The organism is Enterococcus ureasiticus, from assembly GCF_001730285.1.
Lineage (GTDB): Bacteria > Bacillota > Bacilli > Lactobacillales > Enterococcaceae > Enterococcus_L > Enterococcus_L ureasiticus.
On sequence record NZ_MIJZ01000001.1, the window covers coordinates 745,738 to 760,427 of the forward strand.

Genomic DNA, 14,690 nt, shown 5'->3' on the forward strand with positions numbered 1-14,690 from the left:
CCTACTTTTTCTGTAATTCTTTGATTAGTGTAAAAAGTTCTTCTATTTTAGTTTGTTGCTCTGTTAATTTTATTTCTTGCGTTTGAATCAGTTCTTTTTGTTCGACAAGTATATTGTTTTGTTCTTCTAATCCTTGTTTTTGTTCGTTAAGTGATTGTTCGAATTGTGGTATTACAGCTGTTTGTTCCTCTAACTGTTGCGCTTGTGCTTTCAATCCGTCGATTGTTCGACTACTGGCTCCAACATTCGTTTTAACCGTTTCTAATGTTTGCTGCATACCTTTATACTCTAGTTGATATTGTGAAAACGTCTTTTTTCCACTACCAATCGTTAATCTGATTTTTTGCGGATTCAAAATATCGATTTTTTTCTCGATAACTTGCAATGTTTCTTTTTCGTACAAATAGGGATTGGAGACTGGATATGAATTCCCCAACTTAATGATTTCGTAGCGATTGTCCAGTAAACCTAGTTCAATTACTTCTGCACTCCAAGTAACAAGCATCAAACGTTGATTATTGAGATACTCCTGTCCTCTGCGTTTTAAAGTATTTTTATCGGTTATATTAGGAAAATCGACGATTGATTGAATCACACCAAATTTTTTAACAAGTGATGCATCTTCTAAAAAGTTTTTGCCATCATTGACGCTCTCAATCGTAGTTTTAGGGCGAAATTGATTCGTTTGTGCATCTGTTGTATCGTCCATTTCTAAATCTTTCCCTGTAAGTACGATTCTCGTAGCTAATTCAGAAATATCGATTTCGCGGCTAGCACTTTTTAAATTACGAGCGATTTGTAAAGGAGTGTTAGAAGTTGCCCCATACTCTGCCAAATAATCTAAATACAGCTGGCCATTTTTTTCTCTAAGAACTAAATAGCCTCCTAAACGATCCAGTAATTGATTTTTGATAATATCAGCAGTTTTTCCATAATCTGAACCTCGATAAACTTTTTCAGACTCTGTCACTGTGACTGTCCCTAAATAGATTTTTTTGTAATTCTCCACTTGATTATTATGCTCATTCAATAATTTTCCTAAAAATTGGCTAACCGTCATTATCGTACTTTTCATATATTTTTGCGTACTATCATATAGAAACGCTTTTTGATCTTCACATAGTATTTTTTCGATAAAATGCCCTTCGCCATTCATTGTATTGGAAATACTCGCAACTCTGCCTTTGAATAGTTGTCCATTACGATCAGAGATAGTCAGTAAATTAATGATTGGTTCGGTTTTTCTATATATGGGGTTATTGACATTTATCGAAAATTCAAATGTACTAATACCTAAACCTTCTAAGGATAATTCAAGGTTTCCAGAGTTTACTTTGTTTCCGTAATTAGCTGGCTCATGTATCACAGTTCCCTTTTTATCATGAGCATCTTTAAAGAGTGTTACGCGGTACATTACACCATCACCTCAGTTTCAGTGATAAAACGAATGTGACCACTTCCGATAATAGTGAGGTGATTTTCCCCTCTTTTTAATTTGAAGAATAAATCTTGATTTTGTCCTTTTTGGATATCCAAAGATTCACCGTCATCCGTGATCAATTGCATTTTTCCTGTAGCAGTAATGATTGGACTCGTTGCATTTACGCCTTCATTGATCAATAAAATGTTTCTTTGCCCTTTCACAAAGAATCCTGTCCATTGATCCACACCATCAACAAAATAATCTACATCAAATTCGTCAGTATAGCCCGCTGCATCTTTTAAGGCAAATGGGTAGCAATCAAACGTTATCGTTAGAATCAGTACATTTCGACTTTGGTCATCCTCTGCAATCACACTTGTACATTTTCCTAACCAGTGACAACCATCTAACCATGAATCCGTAATCGCTGAGACTTCATTTAATATCAATTGTTCCTTCGCTTCTTGTTCTAAGCGTTTACGTTCTTCATAGCTAGTTAGTGGTCGATATAATTTCACAGTGAGTTTTCGATTATCAAAAACTTTTTCTCCTAACAACATTGAAAAATCATAGACACCTTGCATGAAGGGAATACTTTCAATAATTTCTTGTTCATCTGGACTGGGCGCATCGTGTTCTAAAACATAATAGCCAGCTTCTTTACTGTTGAAACGTCCCATTTCGATATATTCATTTATTTCAATCCCCATTAGCGATACCTCCCTGCAAATCCTGCTTGATTTCCTAAAAAACCATCCATTTGATTGCCAATTCCGCCAACCAAAGCACCGCTTTCCAGAACCACTTTCATATTTTTGATTGTTTCGATCATTTCATGCATTTGATTTACCATGCTGTTTTGGACGTCATGTTCTACTTTTAAAGTTGCTGTAGGCGCATTGGCATTTTTATCTGATACTGCATTTTGGATCTCATTGACCATATTTCTGGCACTTGCTACTGCAACTTCTGTATCTTCTTCGATTCCCACAGCCACACCTTGTGCGATAAATTTACCAACAGTATCTCTAAAAAGCCTTGAAGGTGACTTAATTTCTGCTTTTTTCTTGGCTTCCTCATTTACTGCACTCACAAGTTGCCGCATAGCCTCTACAGCTGATTCTCTTCCGTTATTTATTCCTGTAGCAACACCGGCTGCCATGTTCGAACCTACGGAATTGAAATCCACTGATCCAGCAGCGTTACTAGCGGCATTTCCAAGTGTACGACCAGCATTTTCAGCCTGACCTACCTGTTGTACAACCCCAACTGCATAGGCACCTGTATTCCCTCCACCTACTGCGTTAAATTGAGCATCTTTTTGTTTCAAAGTATCAGTTGCCGCTGATGAAATTTGTTTACTCCCAGCTTGAACATCTCCAATTTTAGAAGCTGAACCTTTATTCATTGAACTAATTAATAAGGCACCAACATCGTTAGCATCAAGCTCTCCGGCTTTTAACCCTTCAATCAACTTGTTCTTCCCAATATCCCCCTGTGAGAATAATTCATCTGGCAAACCGCTGATTCCAGCAATTGCATTTTGACTTAATTGCATTCCAACTTGTGTTAAATCACCACTTTGTAATGCCGTTAAAAGACTGTCAGTAGCTTCAAGACCACGACTTTGTAAAATTCCAGCAAGAACAGTCATTTGATCATTGACACTATTGTTTGATTCACCATATTTACTTACAATATTTGCTAACTCTTGACCCGTCATTTCGCCCATACCTTTTAAACCATTGGACACCGTTTCAGCTTTTAATAGTTCATTTTTCTGTAACATCGTTAACATATCAGTACCGGCCTGAGTTTGTTGTTCTTTGGCTTGTTCATTGTGTAAAGATAATGCAGTGAGCTGCTGATTTAAATTAGCTTTTTGTACTTCATCAGAAGTTTCGTTGATTTGTTGTTTCAGTGATGCCATTTCTTCTTCATTTGTGACCATCTGCTCTTTTCTATTTTGATAAAGAGCTTGTGTCGCACTTACTGTTGCTTGCAATTCCGTTTCACTTAATTGTTGCCCTAATTCTAATTTCTTTTGACTGGCTTCTATAAGTAATTGTTGTTGCTCCATTAAACCTTCACGAACAGCATCGTTTTGCTCTTGTAGTGTTTTTCGTTGCTCTTCAGTTAATTCTTGTCCTTCTAAGGTTTTATTGTTAAGTAACATCTCTTTATTCGCGTTTGCAATAGTCAACATTTCACTAGAGCCAACACTAGCTTGAGTGATCATCATTGAATATGCGTTACTTTGTGCGGCAATTTGTTTTTCGCCTGTTAATTCATCCGCTTTGGCAAGTTCTTCGCCAACTTTTTCCTTCATTGATTTCATGCTCTCCGCATGTCTGCCCATGATTTGCTCTGCAGCTTCAAAACGAGCTGTTGATTGTTCCATTCCTTCACCAGAAAATGCAGTAATTGCTGCTTGTCCAACTTCGGAATATTTGGATTTTAGACTGTCGATCCTGTTTCCAGCTTCATCTAAGCTAGTCTTGTAAGATTCGCCCATTTCTTTGACCTGCTCACCTGTGATTGCAGCCTCTTTTCCAAGTTCTTTCGTTGATTCTGTCAATACCCCTTTAACAGCTGAATTCTCTCCTAAATTTTTAAAATCATCTACGATTCCACTGATACTGTCTTTGACTTTACTAAATTCCTCATCAGCACCTTTGAAATCCCCAGTTAAAAGTTTCCAAACGCTTTTTCCTAGCGTTAATAGCGTCATAAATCCATTCACAACCGACATAACTGATACTACTAAAAATCTGAAAGCATCGACTACCGCTGCTGCAGCAACTACTAAAGTTTCAATTAAAAAGGCTCCAACTGGTTTTAAAACTGACATCAGCTGATTAAAAACTGGTGCTAAACTTGTGATTGATCCCTTAATAACGCCAAATGCAGAAGACACAAACCCTTGGATGTTATTAAAATTTGATTTCCAGGCAACAGACATTGCTACAACTGCCGCGATAATCAACGCAAGACCAATTCCAATAGGATTTGCTAGTAAAAACGCTCCGATAGTTTGAATTGATCCTATTGCTCCTGATGCCATACTAGCAATTTGAGTTTGAAAAAAAGGAACAATTCCGCCTGCGTTTGCAATCGACAGTTTGAACCCGTTCATTCCAATTGAAGCAGACTGACCTAAATTTTTCATAGAACCTATTACATTTGTTGCCATGTTTCCCAATGTACTTTGGAAAAAGGGAACGACTCCGCCTGCTTCTGTAATAGATGCTCCTAGAGTACTCATTGAAGATGATACAAAGGAACTCATACTCCCAAGTAATTCAGTCGTACTTGTAACCATTCCACTGATTTTGCCTTGAAAAAGTGGAACGACACCTCCAGATTCTTCGACAGCCGACTGAAAGTTAGACATTGCAGTTGTGACATTTGAATCGATAGTTGAGAAGAATTCTGATACCATATTCCCCGTACTCGTAATATTATTTATAAATTCTCCACCAAGAGTATTGTTCAGTTTTACTAAATCGTTCTTCACCTTAACAAAAGTTTGACCATATTTTTCATATTCAGCTAAAATACTCGATACTAAACCACTTGAAACACTCAGTAGATCCATAGAACCTGCGACAGTTCCTAGGTCATTTCCTAACTGAATGCTCACTTGACTAGCTGACTGGGCTATTTTTGAAAATTCTTTTAAAAAATCAGATGTCTGTTGAATTGAGCTCTTCGTTTCATTTTTTTTTCCCATTATTTACCTCCTCTCTGGTTCTTTTTAGCCACGATTTCTTTTGCTCGTAAAAGACGTTTGCGCATTTCATACAAATCCTCCGTATCCTCCTGTTTTTGAATACTTGTTTGTTTGAAATCCGCTAAAATCCTTTGTTCATTTTTTTCGTAGTCATAAATACTTTTTACATCTTTTATCGTGAAACGGCCTTTCTTTTCCGCTTTAAATAAGCGATTCGCAAAAGCTGCCGCATATACTCTTCGTTCATTTTCGTTTTCGTTCAACAAATAAGCTTTTGTTCTGAGTGAGTATTCCCAAGGAGTCATTTGCTCGATTTCTTTTAATGTGATCCCTGAAAAATACCGAAAACAGCTAAGAACTATTTCGTCATAGCTTGCTCCAAACCGGCTTTTGCTTGTGCTTCGACTGTTTTCATCATTTGCTCGATCGTGGCTTTGATCTTCAGTGTCCGTTTTTTCAATAATGGTGCTGACGTTAAGAACTCGATAAAATTTTCAAATAATGATTCAACCTCATCTGACGTTTCTAAGTAATGAATGATGTCACGCTCTTCTAGCTCATCATAGGTGCTTAAACTTGCAATCAAAACTTCCTTTAGCGCGTTAGGATCACCGTCGATCAGTCCACCGATCAATAGAGTTAAATTGTCTACTTGCTCTGAATCTTTTGGTAAGGCATTAATTTCATTTAAGAACTTGAATCCAAAAATCAAAGGATATTTTTTGTCTGCGATTGTTATTACTGCTTTAATTGCTTTTTTTGCCATGTAGTATTCCTCCAATAAATTTTTTAAACAATGAGAGACAAAACTGAACACGTCTCGCCTCTACATTGATATTTTTGATTAGGTAACTGTATTATTCAGCTGGTGCTGATGGTGTTGTTTGTGGTTCGTAAATAGCTTTGGGTTCTTCTGGTTTGGCATCTACCACTGTGTCATAGAAGAATGCTTTAGCCAATTCATCATTTTCAGCGTCTACAGTTGCTTCACCGTTTACTAATAAACCGTTTAGATTTAACATAGTTGAAACAGATGCATTGCTTTCTGCTTCCGCAGCATCAGGAAAGTTCCCTAAAATACCGGTACCATATTGTGCTTTATACTTACGCATTTCACCTTCTACTGGATTATCAAAAAAGATTCGCCACACTTCGATCTCTTCACCGTTTTCATAAGCATATTCCAACATGCTGAAAACATCTGTGTTTGTTTTTAGAAATTCCATTTCGATATTTGATTCGATACTGCCGCCAGTAGCTACACTTCCATCTTTAGTCGCTTGTGTTTCTACGTTTGTTTCGCGATTATACGTATGACTCATTTCTAAAGCTAGTAACCCAGCTTTTTTGTGTGCACGTTCCTTTAATAAACGAAACATTAATTTGACATTTTTACCATGAATTGCTTTTTCCATAATTGATTCTCTCCTCTTGATTAACTATTTTTGGTGTATCATAATTGCCTTTTCCAGACCTTTTTTCGTGATAAATGCTTGCACGTTTCCATTGCTTTTTATGTCTTCAATGCTTGGACTTTTTTTCGTTACATAATAATTGATTTTTATGTCCCTGTTCTTTGAAGATGCTTTTATTTTTCCTGTACTGAAAAATAGTTTATCCAATTCCGACTATTGTATTTCTTTGTTTCCTTTTTTAATAGAAGAAACAAAAGCTACGATTGCTTGCGCGTTTTTTTTAGTCATTTCTATGCTTTCATCAACAACGCAATCAATAATGTCTATATCAAAGGATAGATCATTATTTAAGAAAATAGTTATCACTTCTCTATAAGAAGAAAGAGTGTTTTTTTGCTGCTCAAAACAAGCAATTTCTGCTTTTCTTTTTTGCTGCCAGCGATTATGCTTTTGTTTAATGATTCTATCTACATCAGCATCTGTGTATTTATACTCTTGATTTTTTTCGATTTTAATTCTCTCCTTTGTTATAAACTTATCTTTACCTTTGCTATGTTTTAATAATAAATTATTTTGTGAAGGTTCACCGCTCAAAATCCTCCCAATTTTCTTTCATAATTCTGTCGAGTGAAATTTTTATAAGATGTCGTTAACAGAAAAAGGCCAGACAAAACTAAAATCGTTTTGTCTGGCCTTTTACTAATAAATTTGTTTTTTTAACTACGTCATTAAAAGTATACGGTTATTTTACAATATCCAAAACCTTTTCATAAGCTTCGATTTTCGCATATAACCGTTGGATCTGCAATTCATTTTCAATATAATTGATAGAGTTTCCAAGACTATCTTGACGTTTGTCTTCTAAGCGTTCGACTTCTTTTTTTGCTTCATTCGCTAATTTATTGATTTTATCAACTTTCTCTGACATGATGCATTCCTCCTATTATACTTAAGTTTAATTATAGTGTAGGCTCTTTTTTACAAATATACAAAGAATATGTATGGATTTTCTTTAGGAAGAACAAATTTGTTTACAAAAAAGCTTAAAACCTCTATTTAAAAAGGTTTTAAGCTTTTATTTTATGCCAGCTGTAGGAATCGAACCTACGACCTACGCGTTACGAGTGCGTTGCTCTACCGACTGAGCTAAGCTGGCAATACATGCAAATTATAGAACTAAACGAATCCTTTGTAAAGCCAAAAATACTGGTTTTTTTTAAATAAAATTAGTTTTCTGAAATTTTCCTTCATATATGGTATAATAGAAGAAGTTAAGAAAGGAAGTTTTTTAATGTCTAATTTTGGTAACTTTAATCGTCCTGTTGAGCCTTCTGCTGAAGGAGATTTATTCACTGTTGATACTCAGGTCACTTTCTTGATGCATGGTCAACCACAAACTGGAATTATCACGAAACAATTAAATAATTCTGCTGTTGTAGAAATTGATGAAAACTCTGATAACACTGATTTAATGGTTAAAAGTAACGGCGTAATCGTCATCAATTACAAAAAACTTAAAAAAGTATAGATTCTTCCATCCATTATTATTGGATGGATTTTTTTATTTCATAAAAAATAGTTGATAAAAACAGCTTCATGTTTTTATCAACTATTTAACTATTACTTAGTTCCGAATAAACGGTCACCAGCATCGCCAAGACCTGGAACGATGTAGCCATCTTTATCTAAATATTCATCTAACGCTGCAGTATAAATATCGATATCTGGATGTGCTTCTTGTAACGCCTTCACACCTTCTGGCGCTGCAACTAAACAAACAAATTTAATATTGCTGCCGCCGCGAGCTTTCAATGCATCGATTGCCATAATAGCTGATCCACCGGTAGCAAGCATTGGGTCAACTACGAATAATTGACGTGCATCGATATCTTCAGGCATTTTAACAAAATATTCAACTGGTTCTAATGTATCATGATCACGGTATAAACCGATATGTCCAACTTTAGCTGCTGGAATCAATTCCAAAATACCATCTACCATTCCAATACCTGCACGTAAAATAGGAACGATTGCCACCTTTTTACCAGATAATGTTTTTTGTGTTGTTTCACAGATCGGCGTCTCGATAACAACGTCTTCTAAAGGCATATCTCTTGAAACTTCATATGCCATAAGCATTGCAATCTCATTCACGACTTCACGAAAAACCTTTGTTCCACAATCCTTATCTCTAATGATTGTTAATTTGTGTTGGATCAGTGGATGATCAATAACTTGGAATTTTCCCATGCTCATTCTCCTTCAATAATTTATTCCTTCCTATTGTAAAACAAAATCGAGCGATTGACTAGTCAATCACTCGAAACTTTTACTTATAAAGTGGATATTTTTTTGTAAGTTCACTAACAGAAGCACGAACCTCGGAAAGAGTCGCTTCATTTTCGTGGTCTTTTAAGACTTTGACGATTAATTTTGCTACTTCTACACAATCATCTTCTAAAAATCCTCTAGTGGTGATTGCAGGTGTACCAATGCGAATACCACTTGTTTTAAATGGACTAAGCTGTTCAAACGGAATTGAATTCTTGTTAGCCGTGATATTCACGTTATCTAAGATTGCTTCTGCTTCTTTTCCGTTTAACCCAAAGCCACTAACATCGATCAACAACAAATGATTATCTGTCGATCCACTGACTAAACGAGCTTCTGGTGTTTGATTAAACACTTTCGTCATCGCTTTAGCATTTTCGATAACTTGTTCGCTATATTCTTTAAAGCTAATGTCTAATGCTTCTTTAAAGGCAACTGCTTTACCCGCAATCACATGTTCTAATGGTCCGCCCTGAATACCAGGGAAAATATTGCTATTGATTTTTTTTGCTAAGTCTTCATCATTGGTTAAAATAAGTCCGCCGCGTGGACCACGTAATGTCTTGTGTGTTGTTGACGTTGTAATATCCGCATATGGTACTGGATTGGGATGTAAACCAGCTGCTACGAGACCAGCAATGTGCGCCATATCTACCATTAATTTCGCGCCGACTTCATCTGCGATTTCACGGAATTTTTCAAAATCGATTGTACGAGAATACGCACTGGCACCTGCTACGATCAATTTTGGTTGATGTTCGCGTGCTAAAATACGCACAACATTATAGTCGATTACTTCTGTTGTTGGATCAACACCGTAACTTACAAAATTATAGGTTTTACCACTAAAATTCACTGGTGATCCATGAGTTAAATGTCCTCCCGCAGACAAATCCATCCCTAAAACAGTGTCTCCTGGTTCAATCAATGAAAGGTAAGCTGCTGTATTTGCTTGTGAGCCTGAATGTGGCTGAACATTCGCAAATTTTGCTCCAAATAATTCTTTGGCACGATCAATTGCTAAATCCTCAACAATATCGATAAACTCGCAACCGCCGTAATAGCGTTTACCAGGATATCCTTCTGCATACTTATTTGTAAGAATACTTCCTTGTGCAGCCATCACACCTTTAGAAACAACGTTCTCTGATGCAATCAACTCCAAGTTATTTTCTTGACGGTCATTCTCTTTTGCAATTGCATCCCATAAATCAGGATCAAATGTTTTATAATCCATTAAACAAGCCTCCATTTCATTTGTTTGTACCGATTGTATCATACTTAAATGCTCTCTACTCAAAAATCGAATCAATTTTCAAAATTTTTTGATTCGCTGCTTTTTTCAACCGATTCATGTAAGCGATACCTAAATCAGATTCTGGGAAAGCTTGCGCAAAAATCACGTCAATATTTTGTTCATCTAAATTTCTAAGGCCTGCAAATAACAACTTCGTTCCTTGTTCAACTGAACGTTCACCAAACGAAAAAACTGCCTCTACTTCATTAGAAAATATTTTGGTAACTTGATTGTCCGCAAACAAACCGATCCGTTGATTTTTATTTTTAGCCCATTCAATCGCTTTTCTAAATACCTGCTGATCCCCCTCTATGATCCAAACAGGGACATCTGGAGAATAATGCTTATACTTCATTCCAGGAGCTTTAGGAGCTTCTGATTCGCTGATTAAATGCTGATCAACTTGTACCTTGCCGACAACTTGTTCCAAACGTTCTTGTGTAACAGCACCTGGTCTTAAAATAACCGGGATTCCATTTGCCGCGGTTAAATCTAAGACCGTAGATTCTACACCGATTTGAGTTGGACCATCATCTAAAATACCAGCGATTTTCCCATGAAGATCATGGTATACATGTTTTGCTGTCGTTGGACTAGGTTTTCCAGAAGTATTGGCGCTAGGACCTACTAAAGGCAGTTTAGCTGTTTTGATCAACTCTAGCGTTTTTTCATTCTTAGGCATCCGGAAAGCGACAGTTTTCAAACCGCCAGTCACAGTGGTAGAAAAGGCATCTGCTCTTACATTAAAAATCAACGTTAAAGGACCAGGCCAAAAGGCATCTACTAACTTTTTAGTCTGTTCAGGAATGTCAGTCACATAGTTTTTGACCATCTCAAAATCACTTACGTGAACGATCAACGGATTATCGCTAGGACGTCCTTTAACTGCATAAACTTGCTTTACCGCACGCGCATCCAATGCATTTGCGCCAAGACCGTAAACTGTTTCAGTTGGAAAAGCAATCAGTTCTCCCTTTCGGATCAGCTCAGCCGCTTGGTCGATTTCATCCGTCGTAAATTGTTTTGTCTCCAATTTTTTATCCCTCCTCTATTTTAGAAGAAATAATCACCATTCGATCATTTCCCGATAAGTCTTGGGCAACTTTTACTTGTTTTTGCGGAAATGTTTGCTGGAAAAGTTGTTTGACCGTTTCACCTTGCTGAAAACCGATTTCTAAATAAATTTTCCCATCTGGATTCAGCAATTTTTTTGCTTCTTCAGCCAATCGTTGATAAATCGCTAAGCCATCATTTTCTGCAAATAATGCCGTTTTTGGCTCAAAGGTTCGCACACTTTCATCCATCAAGTCCCATTCTTTATTACTGATATAAGGAGGATTGGAAATCAAGATATCGATTTTCTGCTCTTTCATTGGCTTAAGAGCATCGCCATGGCTAAAGCAAACCTCTGCCTTTAATTGTTCTGCATTTTTCTTAGCAACTTGTAATGCTTCTTCAGAAATATCGATTGCTGTTACTTGCCAGTTTGGTCGATCTAATTTTAGACTAATCGCAATTGCACCTGTTCCAGTCCCTACATCAACAACTGTCATCTGCTTATTTGGATTTTCTTTTAAGCAGCGGTCTACGAGTTCTTCAGTCTCAGGTCTAGGAATCAATGTGTGTTCATTGACCATAAAACGATGACCATAAAAATCGCTATTTCCTAATAAATACTGAGGTGGATAATTTTGAATAAGTTTTTCTAAATCTTCATTGATCTGTTGCTCATCTTCTGATGTTATTTCTTCTTTCAGATGAAGCAGCCAATCCGTTTTGCTCCAGCCTTTTCTTTCTAGGAAAACAAAGAGAATACTATGCCCTTCTTTTCCTTGTTTTTCTAAAAAAGAAGAAGCCCGTTCAAGGACTTCAAAATAACGGTTACCCATTTTGCATCTCTTCTAATTTTGATGTTTGATCGTACAAGACTAATGCATCGACGATTTCATCTAATTTTCCAGCTAAAATTTGATCTAGCTTTTGAATGGTTAAACCAATACGGTGATCGGTCACACGATTTTGTGGGAAGTTATAAGTACGGATTCGTTCAGAACGATCCCCTGTCCCAACAGCTGATTTACGGGTTGCATCATATTCACTTTGCGCTTCTTGCTGCATTTGATCATAGACTCTTGCCCGTAAAATCTTCATCGCTTTTTCACGGTTTTTGATTTGCGAACGTTCATCTTGCATGGCAACCGCAATCCCAGTTGGAATATGCGTCAAACGAACAGCTGAAGCCGTTTTATTGACGTGCTGCCCACCAGCGCCACTAGCATGGTAAATATCTGTACGAATATCTTTATCTGCAAGGTCTAATTCTACTTCTTCTGCTTCTGGTAAAACCACAACAGTTGCTGTTGATGTATGGATCCGTCCTTGAGATTCGGTTGAAGGAACGCGTTGAACACGGTGCGCACCGCTCTCATATTTTAGTTTAGAGAAGACATTATCCCCTGAAATCATCATGATTACTTCTTTGTAGCCACCGATCCCAGTAATGCTTGCTTCCATCACCTCTGTTTTCCAGCCTTGAGATTCCGCATATTTTTGATACATGCCGAATAGATCACCTGCAAATAAAGCTGCTTCATCTCCACCTGCTGCACCGCGGATTTCCATAATGATATTCTTATCGTCATTTGGATCTGTCGGTAATAGTAAAATTTTGATTCGTTCTTCAAGTACTTCTTTTTCTTTTTTTAATTCTGAAAGTTCTTCTTTAGCCATTTCAGCCATTTCGGCATCTAATTTTTCGCCTAGTAGTTCTTCGGTATCACTGATCCCTTCGACTACTTGTTTATAGCGACGATAAACGTCTACTGTTTCACGCGTGTTCGCTTCTTCTTTAGATAATTGCATAAAGCGTTTCGTATCACTGATGACAGCTGGGTCACTTAATAATTCTCCCAACTCTTCATAGCGATCTTCGATTGATTGTAACTGATCGTACATAGTTAGTTGCTCCTCTTTTTATTTAATAGTATCGTTTATTTTCACTTTTTACTGAGCTAATTATTTTTCACCTGTTCACCATCGATTGGTGGATGGAAATAGTGATTACGGCATACAGGATAATAGGCTTCATTACCGCCAATTTGAACTTGTGTTCCTTCATACACTGGCTGACCATCGATATAATGGAGGTTCATCGTCGCTTTTTTGTGACAGAACCAGCAGATCGTTTTAAGTTCTTCTAGTTTATCTGCATATAGCATCAAGTATTTTGATCCTTCAAATAGTTCATTGCGGAAATCGTTCTTCAAACCGAATGCCATAACTGGAATATTTAATTCATCTACGACACGGGCAAATTCGATTACGTGTTGTTTTCCTAAAAATTGGGATTCGTCTACCAAGATACAATAAGGCTTATAATCAAGCTTTTGGATCAAATCATAGACATTGGTTTCCTTAAAAATTGGGATCGCTTCTCTTCTAAGGCCGATACGGCTTGAAACGACACCAACACCATCTCTAGTATCAAGTCCGCTTGTCATAATAACAACAGGTTTGTCTTGTTCTTCATAATTGTGCGCTACTTTTAATATTTCAATTGTTTTACCACTGTTCATTGCGCCATATTTAAAAAATAATTGTGCCATTCGTCCGTCGTCACCTCTCGTTTAGTTCCTCTCGTATTTTACTATAAAACAGAAGTTTTTTACAGTGGTAAATTTAATGCTTATGTATTCAGGATTCTTTCTTACAGTAAAATGTCCATACCTACAGTCATACTTGCTTTTTTCTGAATAAGGATAGAAGTTTTGTAGTAGCCAATTCAGGTCTTTAATACCATCAATTTAGAAGTTACAAAAAAATGATGAACCTATAGACGTTCATCATTTTCCATCTTCTGTAATAGTTGTTAGTTTTTTTGACGTATTCTCAAACGTTGTTTTAGCTTTTGTTACCCATGCCCCTTTTGCAGAGGATTGAAAGTTTGAAATATAGTTTGCACTGCTACTTTTTAATCGTTCTACTCGAGCTTGTCCCATGATTTTAACTAGTTGCTTTTTCGTTTCTGCCGTTTGAACGCAAGGTGGAGCAACCATTCCACGTATCAGAGCTTTTTCCAGCTCTTTTCTCAATCTCTTTAACTCCAGTTTCATTTTTTCACTACTCATTTTCTTTTTTTCTCTCCTTCTCTTTTAAAAGAGTAAGTTCATCTTCCATTAAACGGGTTTGTTTCTTATAATGAATCGTATTTTCTTCTTGTTTATTTTCTAATTCTTTCATTGTTTGATTAACAACCCTATCCCCATCATCTTTACATTGTTCTAATAAATGATAGACTCTGCTCATATTTATTGGTTCACTATATTCGGCTTGCTGATAATGATATCGATAATTTTCTGAAAGATTTTCTAACTCACGAGCAAATTTTTGTTTTTCATAGAATGCTTCTTCTAACTCTTCTTCAATCTTTCTTTGGTTCTTTTCATAGTTGGATTCTAAATCTGCTAATTTATTTAAATATGTTCTCTCCAT

General features: G+C 36.6%; 17 protein-coding genes and 1 tRNA gene. 1 reads left to right on the top strand and 17 read right to left on the bottom strand.

The window, feature by feature from the left end; genetic code table 11:
* Position 1: 1 nt before the first annotated feature.
* From BCR21_RS03520 to BCR21_RS03565, 9 genes are all read right to left on the bottom strand, one after another.
* Positions 2 to 1,414 (bottom strand): phage tail protein, encoded by a 1,413-nt coding sequence (locus tag BCR21_RS03520; protein ID WP_069645121.1) that lies wholly within the window; start codon positions 1,412 to 1,414, stop codon positions 2 to 4.
* A complete protein-coding gene (locus BCR21_RS03525; protein WP_069645122.1) occupies positions 1,414 to 2,133 on the bottom strand; it encodes a hypothetical protein in 720 nt (239 codons plus the stop codon). Before BCR21_RS03525 ends, BCR21_RS03520 begins: the two co-directional genes overlap by 1 nt.
* The gene (locus tag BCR21_RS03530) at positions 2,133 to 5,156 is read right to left on the bottom strand and encodes a coiled-coil domain-containing protein (protein ID WP_069645123.1); all 3,024 of its coding nucleotides are present in this window, start codon (positions 5,154 to 5,156) and stop codon (positions 2,133 to 2,135) included. The genes BCR21_RS03525 and BCR21_RS03530 overlap by 1 nt, the downstream gene beginning before the upstream one ends.
* The gene (locus BCR21_RS03535) at positions 5,156 to 5,461 is read right to left on the bottom strand and encodes a hypothetical protein (protein ID WP_069645124.1); all 306 of its coding nucleotides are present in this window, start codon (positions 5,459 to 5,461) and stop codon (positions 5,156 to 5,158) included. The genes BCR21_RS03530 and BCR21_RS03535 overlap by 1 nt, the downstream gene beginning before the upstream one ends.
* Before the next feature lie 53 nt (positions 5,462 to 5,514).
* Positions 5,515 to 5,922 (bottom strand): tail assembly chaperone, encoded by a 408-nt coding sequence (locus tag BCR21_RS03540; protein WP_069645125.1) that lies wholly within the window; start codon positions 5,920 to 5,922, stop codon positions 5,515 to 5,517.
* 91 nt (positions 5,923 to 6,013) lie between these two features.
* Complete coding sequence (locus BCR21_RS03545; protein ID WP_069645126.1) at positions 6,014 to 6,571, bottom strand: phage major tail protein, TP901-1 family; 558 nt, start codon at positions 6,569 to 6,571, stop codon at positions 6,014 to 6,016.
* Positions 6,572 to 6,784: 213 nt separating this feature from the next.
* Positions 6,785 to 7,165: a hypothetical protein gene (locus BCR21_RS03555; protein ID WP_069645128.1), complete on the bottom strand. Its 381-nt coding sequence runs from the start codon at positions 7,163 to 7,165 to the stop codon at positions 6,785 to 6,787.
* A gap of 148 nt (positions 7,166 to 7,313) precedes the next feature.
* Complete coding sequence (locus BCR21_RS03560; protein WP_069645129.1) at positions 7,314 to 7,499, bottom strand: hypothetical protein; 186 nt, start codon at positions 7,497 to 7,499, stop codon at positions 7,314 to 7,316.
* A 155-nt stretch (positions 7,500 to 7,654) separates the two neighbouring features.
* Positions 7,655 to 7,727, bottom strand: a tRNA-Thr gene (locus BCR21_RS03565).
* 135 nt (positions 7,728 to 7,862) lie between these two features.
* On the opposite strand from BCR21_RS03565, the gene BCR21_RS03570 reads away from it, so the two are divergent.
* A complete protein-coding gene (locus BCR21_RS03570) occupies positions 7,863 to 8,099 on the top strand; it encodes a hypothetical protein (protein WP_010763354.1) in 237 nt (78 codons plus the stop codon).
* Between the two features lie 92 nt (positions 8,100 to 8,191).
* Here BCR21_RS03570 and upp read toward each other — a convergent pair whose 3' ends face one another.
* The 8 genes from upp to BCR21_RS03610 all read right to left on the bottom strand — a co-directional run bounded on the left by upp (position 8,192) and on the right by BCR21_RS03610 (position 14,690).
* Entirely contained in the window at positions 8,192 to 8,821 is a 630-nt protein-coding gene (gene upp / locus BCR21_RS03575; protein WP_069645130.1) for a uracil phosphoribosyltransferase, read from the bottom strand.
* 79 nt (positions 8,822 to 8,900) lie between these two features.
* The gene (gene glyA, locus BCR21_RS03580) at positions 8,901 to 10,139 is read right to left on the bottom strand and encodes a serine hydroxymethyltransferase (protein ID WP_069645131.1); all 1,239 of its coding nucleotides are present in this window, start codon (positions 10,137 to 10,139) and stop codon (positions 8,901 to 8,903) included.
* 55 nt (positions 10,140 to 10,194) lie between these two features.
* Positions 10,195 to 11,232 carry an L-threonylcarbamoyladenylate synthase gene (locus tag BCR21_RS03585; RefSeq protein WP_069645132.1) on the bottom strand — a complete coding sequence of 346 codons (1,038 nt, stop codon included), beginning with the start codon at positions 11,230 to 11,232 and terminating at the stop codon, positions 10,195 to 10,197.
* 4 nt (positions 11,233 to 11,236) lie between these two features.
* The gene (prmC, locus tag BCR21_RS03590; protein WP_069645133.1) at positions 11,237 to 12,088 is read right to left on the bottom strand and encodes a peptide chain release factor N(5)-glutamine methyltransferase; all 852 of its coding nucleotides are present in this window, start codon (positions 12,086 to 12,088) and stop codon (positions 11,237 to 11,239) included.
* A complete protein-coding gene (prfA, locus tag BCR21_RS03595; RefSeq protein WP_069645134.1) occupies positions 12,081 to 13,154 on the bottom strand; it encodes a peptide chain release factor 1 in 1,074 nt (357 codons plus the stop codon). Before prfA ends, prmC begins: the two co-directional genes overlap by 8 nt.
* Positions 13,155 to 13,210: 56 nt before the next feature.
* The gene (locus BCR21_RS03600) at positions 13,211 to 13,804 is read right to left on the bottom strand and encodes a thymidine kinase (protein WP_069645135.1); all 594 of its coding nucleotides are present in this window, start codon (positions 13,802 to 13,804) and stop codon (positions 13,211 to 13,213) included.
* Positions 13,805 to 14,041: 237 nt separating this feature from the next.
* Complete coding sequence (locus BCR21_RS03605; protein WP_069645136.1) at positions 14,042 to 14,326, bottom strand: hypothetical protein; 285 nt, start codon at positions 14,324 to 14,326, stop codon at positions 14,042 to 14,044.
* Positions 14,319 to 14,690 (bottom strand): hypothetical protein, encoded by a 372-nt coding sequence (locus BCR21_RS03610; RefSeq protein WP_069645137.1) that lies wholly within the window; start codon positions 14,688 to 14,690, stop codon positions 14,319 to 14,321. The genes BCR21_RS03605 and BCR21_RS03610 overlap by 8 nt, the downstream gene beginning before the upstream one ends.